This window comes from Kribbella sp. NPDC056861, from assembly GCF_040687575.1.
In the GTDB taxonomy this organism is placed as follows: Bacteria; Actinomycetota; Actinomycetes; order Propionibacteriales; family Kribbellaceae; genus Kribbella.
On record NZ_JBFBNQ010000001.1, the window covers coordinates 1030285 to 1045275 of the forward strand.

9 protein-coding genes are annotated in these 14991 nt (G+C 69.3%); all 9 read right to left on the reverse strand.

The features are described 5' to 3' along the window. Window positions 1-179: 179 nt before the first annotated feature. Window positions 180-1112, reverse strand: a complete 933-nt coding sequence (locus AB0P21_RS04670) for a lysophospholipid acyltransferase family protein (protein WP_363693695.1) — start codon at window positions 1110-1112, stop codon at window positions 180-182. Beyond that, window positions 1112-2692: a lactate racemase domain-containing protein gene (locus AB0P21_RS04675; RefSeq protein ID WP_363693696.1), complete on the reverse strand. Its 1581-nt coding sequence runs from the start codon at window positions 2690-2692 to the stop codon at window positions 1112-1114. The genes AB0P21_RS04670 and AB0P21_RS04675 overlap by 1 nt, the downstream gene beginning before the upstream one ends. 63 nt (window positions 2693-2755) lie before the next feature. Beyond that, window positions 2756-3955, reverse strand: coding sequence for a zinc-binding dehydrogenase (locus tag AB0P21_RS04680; protein ID WP_363693697.1), 1200 nt, complete (start codon window positions 3953-3955; stop codon window positions 2756-2758). Next, complete coding sequence (locus AB0P21_RS04685; protein WP_363693698.1) at window positions 3952-6249, reverse strand: HAD-IB family hydrolase; 2298 nt, start codon at window positions 6247-6249, stop codon at window positions 3952-3954. Before AB0P21_RS04685 ends, AB0P21_RS04680 begins: the two co-directional genes overlap by 4 nt. Further along, window positions 6246-6983 (reverse strand): bifunctional 1-(5-phosphoribosyl)-5-((5-phosphoribosylamino)methylideneamino)imidazole-4-carboxamide isomerase/phosphoribosylanthranilate isomerase PriA, encoded by a 738-nt coding sequence (gene priA, locus AB0P21_RS04690; RefSeq protein ID WP_363693699.1) that lies wholly within the window; start codon window positions 6981-6983, stop codon window positions 6246-6248. The genes AB0P21_RS04685 and priA overlap by 4 nt, the downstream gene beginning before the upstream one ends. A gap of 118 nt (window positions 6984-7101) precedes the next feature. Then, complete coding sequence (locus AB0P21_RS04695; protein ID WP_363693700.1) at window positions 7102-7857, reverse strand: class I SAM-dependent methyltransferase; 756 nt, start codon at window positions 7855-7857, stop codon at window positions 7102-7104. Beyond that, entirely contained in the window at window positions 7857-10925 is a 3069-nt protein-coding gene (locus AB0P21_RS04700) for a BTAD domain-containing putative transcriptional regulator (protein WP_363693701.1), read from the reverse strand. Before AB0P21_RS04700 ends, AB0P21_RS04695 begins: the two co-directional genes overlap by 1 nt. A gap of 68 nt (window positions 10926-10993) precedes the next feature. Next, window positions 10994-14131, reverse strand: a complete 3138-nt coding sequence (locus AB0P21_RS04705; RefSeq protein ID WP_363693702.1) for a BTAD domain-containing putative transcriptional regulator — start codon at window positions 14129-14131, stop codon at window positions 10994-10996. A 76-nt stretch (window positions 14132-14207) separates the two neighbouring features. Beyond that, window positions 14208-14984 (reverse strand): TSUP family transporter, encoded by a 777-nt coding sequence (locus tag AB0P21_RS04710; RefSeq protein ID WP_363693703.1) that lies wholly within the window; start codon window positions 14982-14984, stop codon window positions 14208-14210. Window positions 14985-14991 lie beyond the last annotated feature (7 nt).

The following is a 14991-nucleotide window of genomic DNA, read 5'->3' on the forward strand; positions in this document are numbered from 1 at the left end:
TCGGGTGAGCGGGCTGCTTAAGCCCACAACACCAGTGCGGGTACACCCGCTACGGGTCCCACGACATCACCGAACGATCGGGCTGCGAGCACCCCTCAACCGGGAACGGGTGGGCACGCCGCTCTCCCCCGCAACGCGAGTACGGGTGGGGCGAAACAGCCCCACCCATCAACCCGTGACTACTTCCAGGCCCGGCGCTTCTGCCCGGCAGGCTTCACCGGGGTGGTCGACTCCCACACTCGACGCCAGCGAGCAGCGTCTGGACCGGACTGGGAAGGCGAAGTACCGGCGGCGACCCGGCGGCGGGCCTCCCACCAAGTCGAGCCTTCTTCATCCAGCAGAGCAGACACAGCAGCAGCGATCCGCGGTGCGAACTCGCGAGCAGTCTCGCCCTTGGCGGGGTACAGCGGGTCGCCGTAGCGGACACCGACATTAGGCCGACCAGGAACCGGCCACCCACGCCCACGCGGCATGGCAGCAAACGACCCCTTGATCCCGACCGGGATCACCGGGACGCCTTGCTCCACAGCGATGTACGCCGCACCCATCCGGAAGCGTTCCATCCAGCCATCCGGCGAACGAGTGCCTTCAGGGAAGACGACAACGTTCCAGCCGTCCGCCAGCAGGTCGCCTGGAGTCGCGCTCAGCTTGCCGCCGCGGCGCTCGATCGGGAACGTGTTGAACACGATCGCCGACGCCGTCGCCCGCCACCACGTGTCGAAGAAGTAGTCCGCCGCGGCAGCGACGGCCGTCTTGCGACGCATGTCGTCGGGCAGGGTGCAGAGCACCAGCGGGGTGTCGAGATGGGACGAGTGGTTCGCCACGATGACGGCCGGCCCGTGCACCTTGCGGAGCGAGTCGAGCCCGCTGACCTGCGGGTTCACCTCGAACCGCAGGACCGAGTTCAGCGCGCCCTTCTGCAGCACCTCGCGGACCGCGATCGCGGCCGGTGTCCGGGCCCAGCGGGTCGGGAAGACCGAGGTCTCCTTCTTCACCACGTACGGCTCGGCCGACCGCGGCACCTGCGGACGGCGACCCCAGCGGAAGCCGCGCGCGACCTGCTTCACGTCCCGCGCGGTCTCCCGGCTGAACTTGACCAGGTTCGTCCCCATCAGCGGACGTCCGCGAGCAGGTGCGGCGGGTTGTGCAGGTAGGTGATGGACGGCGACCGGCCGACCGAGTGGCTGACCATCTCCAGCGCGTCCTGCAGGGTCGAGGCGGACCGGAAGCCCATCCGCTCGACCGTCTTGCGGTTCGCGCCGACCCAGACGATGTCGCCGCAGTGGTCCAGCGCGTGGCTGATCCAGTACCACATGTAGAACGGGTGCACGCCGTGGTAGGCGTTCGAGGTCCGGTACAGGTGGATGTACCACGGGTCCTCGGCGTACTGCTTCTCGAACTTCGCCTCGATGGTGGCCGGGTCGGTCGACTCCGACAGCACCTCCTCGAAGAAGTCCACGTACGACGGGTGGTGCAGCTGGCTGAACTCGTAGTCCACCGGGTGGTACAGGATGACCGCGCCGTCCTTGCGCACGATCGGCTGGCCCCGGTAGGAGTTGAAGTAGTAGCCCAAGCCCATGCAGGCGGCCAGGATCGGGTTCATCACCGAGTTCACGTTGTACGGGCCGACGAACGGCACGCCCATGATCGCGACGTCGGACTGCCCCTGCACCTCGACCAGCTGCTGCTTGTGCACCGCCTCGATGGTCTTCTCGTGCACCGGCTCGATCTTGCCCGCGTTGATCCCGGTCAGGCCGTAGTTCGAGCGGACGTCCTGGAAGATCTTGCGCCGGGCCTTGGCCGGGGCCAGCGCGAGGCCGCGCTTGGCGCCGAGCATCGCGGCCTGGTCCTTGATCGACCACTCCCACTCGCGCTTCTGCAGGAACTCCAGCCCACCGCCGAAGATGTCGTTGTTGAGCGTGGTCTCGATCTGGAAGACCTTGACGTGCTCGGTCAGCACCTCGCCCATCCGCCAGGCCGAGTGGTGCATCTTGGAGGCCTTGTGGTCCATGAAGGACCGCGAGTGGATCATCGTGTGGCTGTTGTGGTGGTGCTTCAGCGATTTGTACGACGCCAGCCCGATCGACGTCGACTTGTGGCCGCCGTCCATCGCCACCAGGTTCACGTTCACGTAGACCAGCAGGTCGGACTCGGCCGCCCGCTTGGAGATCTCGACGTCCTCGCCGTGCTTGGTCTGCCCCAGGTGGGTCAGGTTGTCGGCGTCCTCGGCATCGAAGTTGTAGAGCTTGCCGTCGGGGAAGAACGACCGGAAGACCCGCTCGCCGACGATCTCGCGCAGCTCGTTCGGGGTCAGCCGGCGGTGCAGCGCGTTCGCGGAGATCAGCTCGACGTCGTCGACGCCGGCGTCCGCGGCCATCGTCAGCACGGCCTCGATCACCCGCTGGCGGATGTCCGGCTTCTTCATCGGCGGCAACGGCAGCGAGATGTCGTCGAAGGCGATCGTCAACCGCATCCCGGGCGTCAGCAGCTCCGGCAGCGGCTCCGACTCGATCGGGTGCAGCAACGCGTTCTGGATCGCCTCCTCGACGTCGCGCACCGCCGGCAGCGCCTCCGGCGGGTACACCACCCGGGTGCCGAGCGGGAAACGCTCCAGCAGGAAGCCTTCACCGTTGTGCACGAGCAGCGGCGGCGTCCGGTCGTCCACCTCAAGCACAAACCCTGGCCGAGACATGTCAGAACCTCTCTCGTCGTACGTTCAACGGTGCAGCAACAGCGGTAGCGATCACAGCGGCGGTCATGAGGCCCTCACATCGAAGGCCACCTTCACGGTGCCCAGCCGGCCGGCGGACTGCGCGTGGTCGAGCGCCTCACGCCAGCGGTAGAGCGGGTACTTCGCCCCGACGATCCCGTCCAGCGGGGCCTTCTGGGCCAGCTCCAGCGCGGTCTCGAAGGCGGGCCGGCCGTTCGGCTCCCCGCGCGAGGAGGCGTACGTGCCGGTCACCTCCAGCTCACGGAACCACACCGGCGACAGGTCCGCGCCCGTCGACGGCATCCCGGCCAGGACCACCCGGCCACCGGCCTTGGTGACCCGCAGCACGGTGTCGATCGAGTCCTTGCTGCCGACCGCGTCGACGGCGACGTCGACCCCGCCGAGCAGGAACTCCTTGGCGTTCAGCTCGGGCTTCAGCCGGAAGGCGCCAGTGGCCCGGCGTACTCCGCGGAAGACCTCGTCGGGCGCGACCACGTCGCTCGCCCCGAACGCCCGGGCCAGCTCGCGCTGCTTCGGGTGCTTGGCGACGACCGTGATCCGGCCGGCCTGGGTCAGCTCACGCAGCGCGAGGGTCGCGAACAACCCGACCGCGCCGGCGCCGCTGACCAGGACCGACTGACCCGGCTGGACCTTGGCGCGAAGAGCAGTGTGTACCGCGCCGGACAACGGCTCGGTCAGCACAGCCCGCTCGTCCGAAAGGCCCTCCGGTACGGCGTACAGCTGGCTGCGGTGGGCGACCATCACGTTGCCCCAGCCACCACCGGTGTCGGAGCAGAAGCCGGTCTGCAGACCAGGCGAGACGTGGCCGACGGTGATCCGGTCGCACAGGTTGGTCCGGCCGGCGGCGCAGCCCTCACAGGGTTCGACGCCGCGCGCCGCGCAGGTCAGGACGCTGTCCATCACCACCCGGGTGCCCTTCGGCAGGTCCTCGCAGTCGTCGAGCAGCTCGCCGACGACCTCGTGACCCGGTACGAACGGCAGCGACACCAGCGCCGAGAAGTACAGCTTGGTGTGGCCGGTGACCATGCCCAGGTCGGAGCCGCAGATGCCGGACAGGATCGGCCGGATCCGTGCCCAGCCTTCCTTGTCGGCCTTCGGCTCGTTGATCGTGACGAGTCGCAGCGGCGCGGCCGGGCCGGTCAGGATGGCCGGGATCCGGCTCCCCATCGCCTTGGCAGCAAGGAACTTGGCCGGTGAGCGGTACATCTCGAGGGCGAGCATCATCGGGCGTTCACCCCGGGGATCTCCAGACGCGAAGAAGTGGCGGGTGTCTTCCAGTCGACGATCTGCCAACGCGCGGCCCGGGCGGCCCGGAACAGCGACACGTCCGGCGAGACCGCGACCGGGTTGCCGACGGTGGTCAGCATCGGCAGGTCCGAGTGGCTGTCGGCGTACGCGAACGACTTGGACAGATCGATGTTCGTACCGCGGGCGCGGTGCTTGATCCACGCGGCCCGGGACTCGCCGACCAGCGGCGGCCCGGTCAGGTAGCCGGTGCAGCGACCACGGTCGTCGACGGCCAGCTCGGCCGCCACGATCTCGTCGAACAACGGCTCCAACGGCCGGGTCAACGGCCGGACCGCGCCGGTGATCAGGATGGTCCGGTGACCGGCCGCCTTGTGCTCGCGGATCCGGCGTACGGCCGCGCCGCTGAGCCGCTCGAGCACGTGGCCGGCCAGCGTCTCGTCGACGATCCGGTTCAGCTCTTCCAGCTCCGCGCCCTGGTAGCGGCGGTAGATCGTCCGCAGGAAGGTGCCGCGGTCCTTGCGCTCGGCCGAGATCAGCTTCGGCAGCTTGCGCAGCATCGCGCCGATCTCGCCGACCCGCTGGTGGCTGTCCAGTTCGGGCAGCCGCATCCACAGGTAGGTCTCGATCACGTTCGAGGACAGCAGCGTGCCGTCCATGTCGAACGCGGCGATGATCTCGGCGTCGTCGGAAGGCTGAACCTTCTTCAGCGTGCCTGCGGTCTCGGCGAGCGACTTGTTCCGCTTCTTCCGGACCACGTCGAGCCGGCGCAGCGAGTCGGTGACGCTCGGGCAGTGCACTTCCTGCAGGTAGTGCTGCCAGTCCACGATCGAGGTGTCGCACCAGAACTTCTCCTGGTCGTCGCCTTCGAGCGCGTTGTGCAGGGCTAGAACGTTGTCGTCGATGAACTGCAGCTCGGCCTGCGCGTACTCGGAGTACAGGTCCATGTAGCGGCGGAGGAAGTCGATCCGGCGCTTCTGCACGTCGAGCTCGCGGGCGTACTTGCGGGTCCGCTCGCCGCGCGGCACGTGGGTGATGATCGAGTCGGCGATCTTGTGCGCCTTCTCGCCGTACCGCAGCATGCTCTCGACCGAGTCGCCGCCGGGGAACTTCCAGACCGGCAGCCGGACCGCGCCGCGCTCGCCCAGGTCGAACGGGTGCTTGGAGAAGTACGCCCGGACTCCGGCGTACAGCTGCTCGAAGGTCAGCGGGTTCCGGGCGCCGGAGCTGACGTGGTAGTACTCCGGCTTCGACAGCTCCGGCTCGGTGGCCATCACGGCGCAGATCGCGCCGACGACGTGGTCGACCGGGATGATCTCGACCACGGAGTCGGGGCTGGCCGGGAACTCCGGCAGCTCACCGCGGCCGTAGGCCAGGATCAGCGGCTCGGCCATCTTGAAGCCTTCGATCCAGCCCGGGTGCGGGCTCTGCACCGCGGACTCGATGATGGCCGGGCGGACGATCGAGGTCGGCAGCTTGGACGCGAACTCCTCGACGACCCGCTCGCCGAGCGCCTTGGTGAAGGTGTAGCAGTCGGTCCAGCCGAGCGAGCGAGCCCGCTCGGTACCGGTCTCGATCAGCTTCTTCGCGACCCACTCGGTACGCCGGCGCTCGGTGTCGGCCGCCGCGGTCAGGTGACCGGCGCGGCGGTGCAGCTTCTCCGACTCCTTGCGGAACCGGATCAGCATCGCGGCGCTGCGCGAGGTCTCCTCGATCCGGGACTTCATCGCCATCCCGGCCTCGGCCTCGGTCCGCCAGTCGACGTTGTGGTCGACCGGGGCCTCGGGGATCGCGCCGCGGCGACGGCCGGCGGTGTACGCGGTGGAGATGTGCACGTAGTGGACCGGGCGGCCCTCGCTCGCCTCGACGATCCGCTCGAGCAGGCTCTTGGTGCCCAGCACGTTGGTGGTGAAGGCCTCGTGGATCGGCGGGTCGAAGGAGACGTCGCCGGCGCAGTGCACCACGATGTCGAGATCCTTCGGCAGGGCCGGCACGTCGGACAGGTCGCCCTCGACCACCTCGACCCGGGCGGCGGTCAGCTCGGCGGCGTCGGCGTACGGGGTGCCCTCGCCGTAGAACGGCTTGAAGATGTCCTTCTTGAGCATCTGCGCCATCCGGTCGGTGCCCTTGAGGGACCCCTTCGGCCGGATGATCGCGACCACGGTGGTGCCGGGCAGATCACCGATCATCCGGTGCAGCAGCGCCTCACCGACGAATCCGGTGATGCCGGTGACCAGGACCTTCTTGCCTGCCAGCTTGTCGGCCAGGCTCACTTGTCGCCTCCACGGGTGAGTTCGAGTGCCTCGGTCAGGGTGAACGCGCCGGCGTACAGGGCCTTGCCGACGATGACGCCCTCGACGCCGTCGCTCACCAGCGTGCTCAGCGCGCGCAGGTCGTCCAGGCTGGAGACGCCGCCGGAGGCCACGATCGGCTTCTCGGTCCGCGCGCACAGGTCGCGGTACAGGTCCAGGTTGGGGCCTTGCAGCATGCCGTCCTTGGTGACGTCGGTGACGACGTACCGCTCGCAGCCGGCCGTTTCGAGCCGCTCGAGCACCTCGTAGAGGTCGCCGCCTTCCTTGGTCCAGCCCCGCGCGGCCAGCGTGCGGCCGCGGACGTCCAGGCCGATCGCGACCCGATCGCCGTACTGCGCGATGATCCGGTCGCACCACTCCGGGTCCTCGAGCGCGGCGGTACCGATGTTGACCCGGCGCGCGCCGGTGGCCAGCGCAGCTGCCAGGGAGTCGTCGTCGCGGATCCCACCGGACAACTCGACCTGTACGTCGAGCTTGCCGGTCACCTCCGCGAGCAGCTCACGGTTGCTGCCGCGACCGAACGCGGCGTCCAGGTCGACCAGGTGGATCCAGTCGGCGCCGGCCTCCTGCCAGGCCATCGCGGCGGTCAGCGGGTCGCCGTACGAGGTCTCGCTACCGGCCTCGCCCTGCACCAGACGGACAGCCTGCCCATCCGCCACATCCACGGCAGGGAGCAGCACCAGGTTCTCAGACATGGGCCACACCTTAGATGCCGGAGTTCGTTGTTTCGTAACCCACTACCCTGCTGAGTCGTTGAGATCCGATCTGTCGCAGCAATACCAGTACTGCGAGTGGTATCTACCAACCGGAGGCTCAGTCAGTCGGTCGCCTGAGCACCAGGACGCCCGCCGGGAAGGTCGGCAACTCGCCGTCGGGGTCAGCCGCCGCGTCCCGCTCGAACTCGGCGAATCCGCGGTCGAGCTCGTCCGCGTCGATGTGCTCGAAGGTCGAGAACGCCCGCAGCTTCAGTCGCTCGTACAGCGCCTGCCGCGTCCGCACCTCCGCCGCCTCGACCCACTGTGGTTCCTCGTCGGCGACCAGACCGGCCTGCGACGCCAGGGACCGGACCTCGTCGAACGGCAGGTACATCGCGGCGTCGACCTGGCGGGCGGTCGGGAAGTACCTGTACCAGTAGAGATCGGGCATCCGGTCGCCGAACTGGGTCCGGAGTACGACGGCGCCGCCTGGCCGTAGTACTCGGTTGACCTCTCGGAAGCCCTGCAACGGGTCGGTCCAGTGATGGATCGTCAGGAACAGCCAGACCAGATCGCAGGACCCGTCCGGCAACGGGACCGCCTCGGCGGAGCCTTCGAGATAGGTCACGTCCGGATGCGGCGCCGCCTGCTCCCGCATGCCCGCCGACGGCTCGACGCCGTACACGGGTCCGCCGAACGTCTCGGCCAGCGCGGGAGTGAAGCGCCCGGTGCCGCAGCCCAGGTCGAGGACGGTCAGCGGTCGCTCGGCGGGAGCGACTCCGGCGGCCACCTCCATCCAGATGTCCAGGCTGTCTGCCGGTAGCGAGCGTCCCGCGGCGTAGACCTGATGAAGCCGACCGTCGTAGTCCACCATCACCCGAGCCTAGCGGCGGGAACGTAGCCGGTCTTGTCCTTTATCGCGGCTGCCGCGGCAGCGAACCGCTCGGCCTCTGCTGCCTGGCCCGCCTGCCGATTCGTCTCGGCGAGCAACCGGGAGGTCCTGCATTCCACGATGCGCAGTCCCAGCTCGGTCGCCAGGTCCAGCGCCTGGCTGCCCTCGTCGAGCGCGATCGCCAGGTCGTTGCGAGCAAGCGCGGCAGCCGCCAGCCCAAGCCGAGACTCGGCCTCGGTCCCCCGATGACTGAGCCGTACTGCGATGCCGAGCGCCTCCTGATGACTCTGCACCGCCTCATCCACGCGCTGCTGGCCGAGCCGGACGGCGCCGAGCACGTTGAGAGCCGTGCCCTGATGCCACTCCAGTCCATCCCGACGGCTGATCTCCACTGCGATCTCGGTCAGCTCGGCGGCCTCCGGGATGCGGCCGAGGTCCAGGTACAGCCGGGCGACCTCGTAGTACCCGGCGACGGCAGGCCGGTCCACCATCTCGAGTGCTCCGACCAGATCTGTTTCGGCCCCGACCAGCTTGCCCTGCAGCCGGAGCGCCGCGCCGCGATTGATCAGCGTCACATGGCGCTGGTACGGCTCGGGCCCGATCTCCCAGGCCTCGTTGGCCGTCGCGATCGCGTCGTCGAGTTGACCCAGGCCGGCGTAGACATCACTCAGGCAGTGGACCGCAGGCGACACGTCGGTCTTGCCGAGCGATCGGAAGAGCTCCACGCCACGCAACAGCAGATCGGCGCAACCGGTGATGTCGCCGAGGTCGTTGTAGGCCATCCCCAAATTGCAGAGCAGCGCTGCCTCACCCAGCTCGAAATCGACCTCTCCGTAGCAAATGCAGCCCGCTGTCTCGTCCTCGATCGCGGCCGCCGGATAGCCGGTGGTGAAGTGCAGTACTCCGAGGCTGTGCAACATCGCGCCCTCACCGCCCTTGTCACCGGCCGCGACCGCAGCGCGCAGGCCGGACGTCGCGGCGCGACGCCAGGGCCCGATCCGGAGCAGCCTGGCGAAGTACTGCCGCAGTACGTCGGCGATCTGCCAGGCGACCTGGCTCGGTCCGCGATCGGCAGCACGCTCGATGCAGGCGATCAGGTTCAGTTCTTCGGCAGCAAGCCACGAATTGGCCTGGGTCGCGTCGTCGAACGGGTTCTCGTCGAACAGCCGTCCGGTCAGCCGGACATGGGCCTGGTAGTCGAAGGCGACAGCAGCATCGGCGGTGCGCAGGTACCAGTCCGACAGCCGCTGCCAGGCCTCGTCGGCACCAGGCTCCACCTCGGCCCGGCCGACGGCGTACAGGCGGATGAGATCGTGCATCCGGTACCGGCTGTGCTCGCGCTGCAGCAGGTTGACGCTGGTGAGCGCGTCCAGCAGCGGGGCGACCTCACGTGGTGAGCAGCCGAGCAGCGCTGCCGCGGCAGGCGCAGTGAGGTCGCCGCCAGGAACCACGCCGAGCAAGGCAAACAGTTGACGTGGCAGTGGCGGCAGGGACTCGTAGGACAACGCGAATGCGGCCGCGACCGCCGTATCCGGTTCATCGCCGATCGCCAGGGCAGCCAGGCGATCGCCGGTCCGGAGCTCTTCGGCGTACTCCGCGACGGACTTGTCCGGGTGGGCGGCGAGCAGACCGGCCGCGATTCGCAGCGCCAGCGGGAGATGCCCGCAGAGTTCAGCCAACTCGACGGCCGCGGCCGGTTCGACTGCGACCCGATCGGCGCCGAGCATGCCCGCGAGGAGGTCGGTGGCCTCGACAGGTTCGAGCATCGTGAGGCGGGTCCCCCGGGCGCCGACCGTGACCGACAGACCGGTGAGGTCATTGCGACTGGTGACGAGGACGGCGTTGCCCGCGGTACCGGGGAGGAGGGGGCGGACCTGTCGCGCATCTCGTGCGTCGTCGAGCACCAGGAGAACGCGCCGATCGGCCAGGGTGGATCGCACCAGCGCTGCCCTGGCATCCAGCTCGGCAGGGATCTCCTGGGCGTCGACCCCGGCCAGGCCGAGCATTTCGCCGAGTACGTCGAGCGGCTCCCTCGGCGTACCGCTGGCGCCCGCGAGGCGGACATGCCAGTGCCCGTCGGGAAAGTGGTCCCGCAACCAGTGACCGAGGCGAACGGCGAGCGCCGACTTCCCGACGCCCGGCGCGCCGGAGACGACCACGACCGGCATCGCCTGAGGATCGAGCAGCCGCGCGCTGATCTCCTCGATCACCTGCTCGCGGCCGACGAAGTCACTCAGGTCCATCGGCAACTGCCAATGCCTGCGCCAGCCACCCGCCGACGCGTGGTCAGCTGTTGCCGGCTCCTGGCCGACCGCCGGCACCTCGCCGGTCAGGATCGCCTGATGCAGAGCCCGTACTTCGGCCGCAGGCTCAACTCCTAGCTCCTCGGCGAGCACAGCCGTCAATTCGCGGTACGCCGCCAGCGCCTCGGCCTGCCTGCCGCTGCGATAGAGCGCGAGCATCAGGTGCACCCAGACGCGTTCCCGTAGCGGGTGTTCCTTGGTCAGGACCGTCAGTTCGCCGATCAGGCTGGTGTGCTCGCCAAGGGTTAACCGTGCCTCGACCAGCTTCTCCATGGCGCGCAGCCGATCGAGCACCAGCCACGGCCGCCCTTGCAGCGACTCGGCCGCGGTGTCGCCGGCCAGTGGAACCTCTCGCCACAGGTCCAGTGCCTGGGTGAGTATGCGCTTGCGTTCCCGGGGATCGTCGACAGCGTCTGCTCGCTCGACCAGTGCCTGGAACTCGGCCAGGTCGAGCTGATCCTCGGCAACCTCGATCAGATAACCGCCGGGCACGGTGCGCAGCGAGTCAGCCGCCGGTCCGAGCGCCGCTCGCAGCCTGGAGAGTGACGTGTGCAGAGCGCGCTCGGGACCCGCCGGCGGTTCGCCGCCCCACAACGCCTCGATCAGCGTCTCGGGCGCGACCACGCGATTCGCCTCGATCAGAAGAGCGGTGAGCAACGCCCGCAGCTGCTTGGCGCGCAGGGGTACGACCACGCCGTCCACCCGGACCTCGGTCGGCCCGAACACGCGAAACCGCAGCCGCTCCATACGTTGTCGCCCACCTCCCGCGCGCTAGGGCAGGACGTAACCGTAAGCGAAATCAGGTCGAGAAGCGGTCATATCCGAGGCGCGGGACCAGCGGCGGGAGCAGCGGCGGGAGCAGCGGCGGGAGCAGCGGCGGGAGCAGCGGCGGGAGCAGCGGCGGGAGCGTAGCCGGTCTCGGCTGTGATCTCGGCTGCCCGCGCTGTGAGGCGTTCGGCCTCGTGCGGGTCGCCCGCCCGGCTGTGCGCGTCGGCGAGCAGCAGCGCCGCGCGGCATTCGACGATCCTCAGCTGCAGTTCACCAGCGATGGCCTGCGCCTTGCGCCCTTCCGCCACCGCGCCGTTCAGCTCTTCGCGGCTCAGAGCGACCGCGGCCAGGCCCAGACACGCCTCCGCCTCAGTCGCCCGCTGACTGAGCCGTACTGCGATATCGCGCGCCGTCGTGTGCTGCAGGGCAGCCTCGTCACTCCGGCCTTGCCCGAGACGAGCCGTCCCGAGCGCGTTGAGACCGGCCGCCTCGTGCCACTCCTGCCCGTGCAACCGGCCGAAGTCCACCGCGGTCCCGGCATGCGCGGCCGCCTCGTCGAACCGGCCGAGATCGGCGTACAGCAAGGCGATCTCGTAGTGGATCGCGAGCTTGACGTCCGGAATCAGCCCGAGCGCTTCGGTCAAGTCAGCCTCGGCCTGCCCGAGGTCGCCCAGCAACCGGAACGCCGCGCCGCGATTGATCAAAGCGATGTGCCGCGGATAGGGATCGGGGGCGACCGCGATCGCCTCGTCCGCGGCCGCCACTGCCTTCTTCAGCTCGCCGAGGTTGTACGCGACGTTGCTCAGGGCATGAAGCGCCGGGCCCATCGCGACCGTCTGCCCGAGCGACCGGAACAGACTGATCCCGCGCTCCAGCAGGTCCAGCGCGCGCACCGATTCACCCAGGTCGTCGTGGCCGATGCCGAGATTGCACAGCAGAGCCGCTTCACCGAGGCGGAAGCCGATCTCGGCGTAGCACTCACTGGCCACGGTCAGCGCGGCGATCGCGGCCAGGTTGTCACCGGCGTTCCCGTGCAGCACGCCGAGGCTGTGCTGCATCAGCCCCTCCCCGGTGCGGTCGCCGGTCAGCTGGGCGGCACGCAGTCCGGCCTCGATCGCCCGCCGCCAGTTCGCCAGCCCGTCACCGAGGTTGAAGTAGTGCCGCAGGACGTCGGGCAGTCGCCAGGCGAGGTCATGGGGTCCGATCTCGGCGGCCCGCACGATGCAGGCGACGAGATTGTCCTCTTCGACAGCCAGCCACGCGGCGGCCTGATTCGCGTTGTGGAACGGGTTCTCCTCGAACAACTGGCCGGCCATCCGGATGTAGGGCCGATGGGCGAAGTCGACCGCGGCGTCGGTGGTCACGAGGTACCAGTTCGCCAGTCGCTCCCATGCTGCATCGGCGCCGGGCTCGACCTCCGCGCGGCCGACCGAATACAGGCGGATGAGGTCGTGCATGCGATAGCGGCTGCGTTCGCGTTGCAGGAGATTGGCGCTGGTGAGGGTATCCAGCAATGGACCGACCTCCCGCGGAGTGCAGCCGAACAATGCGGCTGCGGCCGGTGCGGTCAGGTCGCTGCCGGGGACCACTCCGAGCAGGGCGAACAGTCGGCGCGGAAGCGGAGGGAGCGATTCGTAGGACAGCGCGAAGGCGGCCGCGACCGCCGTGTCCGGTTCACCGCTGATCGCCAGTGCCGTCAGTCGGTCACCGGCGCGGAGTTCGTCGGCGAAGTCCGCCAGCGACTGCTCCGGGCGGGCCGCCAGCAGACCGGCCGCGATCCGGAGAGCGAGTGGGAGGTGATCGCACAGCTCCGCCAGGTCGGTGGCCGCCGCAGGCTCGGCGGCGACCCGCTCGGTGCCGAGCATTCCGCCGAGCAGGTCGGTGGACTCCAGCGGGTCGAGGATCCCGAGCCTGGTGTGCCGGGCCCCGATTGCCACCGACAGGCCGACGAGGTCGTTGCGGCTGGTGACGAAGACGGCGTTGCCCGCAGTACCGGGCAGGAGTGAACGGACCTGATGGGTGTCGCGGGCGTCGTCGAGTACGAGGAGCACCCGGCGGTCCGCGAGTGTGCTGCGTAGCAGAGCCGCTCGGGGATCGAGCTCGGCGGGCAGGTCGTACGGGTCGATTCCCGCCAGCGCAAGCAGTTCGCCGAGGACATCCCGGGGGTCCCGGGGCGAGCCACTCGCGCCGGCCAGGCGTACGTGCCACTGCCCGTCGGGGAAGTCGGCCCGCAACTGGTGGCCGACCCGGACCGCGAGCGCGGATTTCCCGACTCCCGGCAGACCCGAGACGACCACCACCGGCATCGCCGTGGCCTCGCGCAGCCGCCCGTAGATGTCGGCGATCGTCTTTTCGCGACCGACGAAGTCGCTGAGGTCCGCAGGCAGTTGCCAATGCTTCTGCCAGCCTTCAGCAGGCGCCTCGTCGGCCGGCGGCGGCTGGTCTGCCGCCGGGACCTCGCCGGTCAGGATCGCCTGATGCAGACTCCGTACTTCGGCCGCAGGCTCGACGCCCAACTCCTCGGCGAGCACAGCCGTCAGTTCGCGGTACGCCGCGAGCGCATCGGCCTGCCTCCCGCTGCGGTACAGGGCGAGCATCAGCTGCACCCACAGCCGTTCGCGGAGGGGATGTGCCCTGATCAGGATGGTCAGCTCGGCCAGGAGATCCGCGTGTTCGCCGAGCGCGAGGCGGGCGTCGACAAGTTGCTCCATCGCGCGCAGCCGATCGAGCATCAGCCAGGGCCGGCCGCGCAGCGATTCGGCCGCACTGTCACCGGCCAGCGGGACGTCCCGCCACAGGTCGACGGCTTGGGTGAGGATCTGCCGACGTTCGCGGGGATCGTCGAGACTGTCTGCCTGCTCGAGCAGTGCCCGGAACTCGGTCAGGTCGAGTTGGTCAGTCGTGAGCTCGATCAGGTAGCCGCCCGAGACTGTGCGGATCGACTCGGCGGCCGTGCCCAGCGCAGTACGGAGTCTGGAGACCGCGGTGTGCAACGCGCGCTCGGGTCCGGCCGGTGGCTGGTCCGGCCACAGCGCCTCCATGAGGGTCTCCGGCGTTACTACCCGGTTCGCGTCGACGAGCAAGGCCGTCAGCAAGGCGCGGAGCCGCTTGGCGCCCAACGGGACGAGCACGTCGTCCACCCGGACCTCGGTCGGCCCGAGCACGCGAAACCGCAGCCGCTCCATCCGTTGCCGCCTACCTTCTGTCAGCGCCTCGGCGCAAGAGCTCAACGAGACGACGCTCGCCGCTCACGGTAGGGCATCAGCCGACGAAGACGTCGTACCCCAGCCGCAGGATGAGCGCCGAGACGACCACCAGGAAGATCACCCGGACGAAGCGCGAACCACGAGCCACCGCGGTCCGGGCGCCGAGCAGGCCGCCGACCATGTTCGCCAGCCCCATGATCAGCCCGAGCCGCCACAGCGGAGCGCCGTGCACGGCGAAGACGGCGATCGCGGCGAGGTTGGTGGCGACGTTCGCGATCTTGGCCTTGGCACTGGCCCGGAGGAAGTTGTAGCCCATCAACCCGACCAGCGCGAAGATCAGGAACGAGCCGGTCCCCGGCCCGACCGCCCCGTCGTAGAACCCGATCAGCAGCCCGACCCCACCGGCGGCGAGATAGTGCGCCCGGCCGTCGAACCGCAGGATGGTCGCCGACCCGAGATCAGGCTTGACCCAGGTGTAGATCGCGACGCCGATCAGCAGCACCAGCACGATCGGCTTGAACCACGCCATCGGGATCCTGGTCGCCACCACCGCCCCACCGGCCGCCCCGATCGCGGCCAGCCCGGCCAGCGGCAGCACGGTCCGGCGATCCGGCCGCACCTTGATCCCGAACGTGACGGCGCTGGTCGCCGTACCGAACAACGAGGAGATCTTGTTGGTGGACAGGATCTGGGCGGGCGAGGCGTTCGGCAGCCCGAGCAACATGGCCGGCAACTGGATCAGCCCGCCGCCGCCCACCACCGCGTCGATCCAGCCCGCCGCGAAAGCAGCGAGCACCAGCAACAGGATGGTCAGGAGCGAAACGTCAGGCACCCCTGAA

Coding starts and splice junctions, on each gene's coding strand:
- AB0P21_RS04675 (WP_363693696.1), bottom strand. CDS start 2,692: ATGTCTCGGCCAGGGTTTGTGCTTGAGGTGGACGACCGGACGCCGCCG.
- AB0P21_RS04700 (WP_363693701.1), bottom strand. CDS start 10,925: ATGGAGCGGCTGCGGTTTCGCGTGTTCGGGCCGACCGAGGTCCGGGTG.
- AB0P21_RS04670 (WP_363693695.1), bottom strand. CDS start 1,112: ATGGGGACGAACCTGGTCAAGTTCAGCCGGGAGACCGCGCGGGACGTG.
- AB0P21_RS04705 (WP_363693702.1), bottom strand. CDS start 14,131: ATGGAGCGGCTGCGGTTTCGCGTGCTCGGGCCGACCGAGGTCCGGGTG.
- AB0P21_RS04695 (WP_363693700.1), bottom strand. CDS start 7,857: ATGGTGGACTACGACGGTCGGCTTCATCAGGTCTACGCCGCGGGACGC.
- AB0P21_RS04680 (WP_363693697.1), bottom strand. CDS start 3,955: ATGATGCTCGCCCTCGAGATGTACCGCTCACCGGCCAAGTTCCTTGCT.
- priA (WP_363693699.1), bottom strand. CDS start 6,983: ATGTCTGAGAACCTGGTGCTGCTCCCTGCCGTGGATGTGGCGGATGGG.